Annotated in this window: 1 pseudogene; it reads right to left on the bottom strand. The window is 76.1% G+C overall.

Features of this window, described 5'->3' with window-relative positions:
• Positions 1-309: pseudogene (locus DW233_RS10380) on the bottom strand (IS30 family transposase); the annotation flags it as partial.

Genomic DNA, 309 nt, shown 5'->3' with positions numbered 1-309 from the left:
AGGTCGGCCGGGGCCAGCCGGTCGAACCTGAGGCCGCGGCCCTTGGGCAGCAGCTTCCTGATCTCGACGTGGTTGCGCTCGCAGGCGCCCTTCTGGTCGCTGCGCCGGGGGTCGCAGTAGAACAGCCTCGTCTCGCCCGGCCCCTCGCCGATCAGCGCGGCGATCGCGCCCTCGTCGGAGAACTCGGCGCCGTTGTCGGTGAGGACGGCGCGGAACACGCGGCGCGTCCCGCCGGCGCCCAGCACCGAGCGCACGCCCCCGAGCGCCGCCGCCACGCTCTCGGCGTCCTTCGCCGCGAGCGGCAGCGCG

The sequence above is a fragment of the Collinsella sp. AM20-15AC genome (assembly GCF_003471405.1).
GTDB lineage: Bacteria > Actinomycetota > Coriobacteriia > Coriobacteriales > Coriobacteriaceae > Collinsella.
Note: the sequence above shows the minus strand (reverse complement) of the source record. Positions and strands in the feature narration are given on the sequence as shown.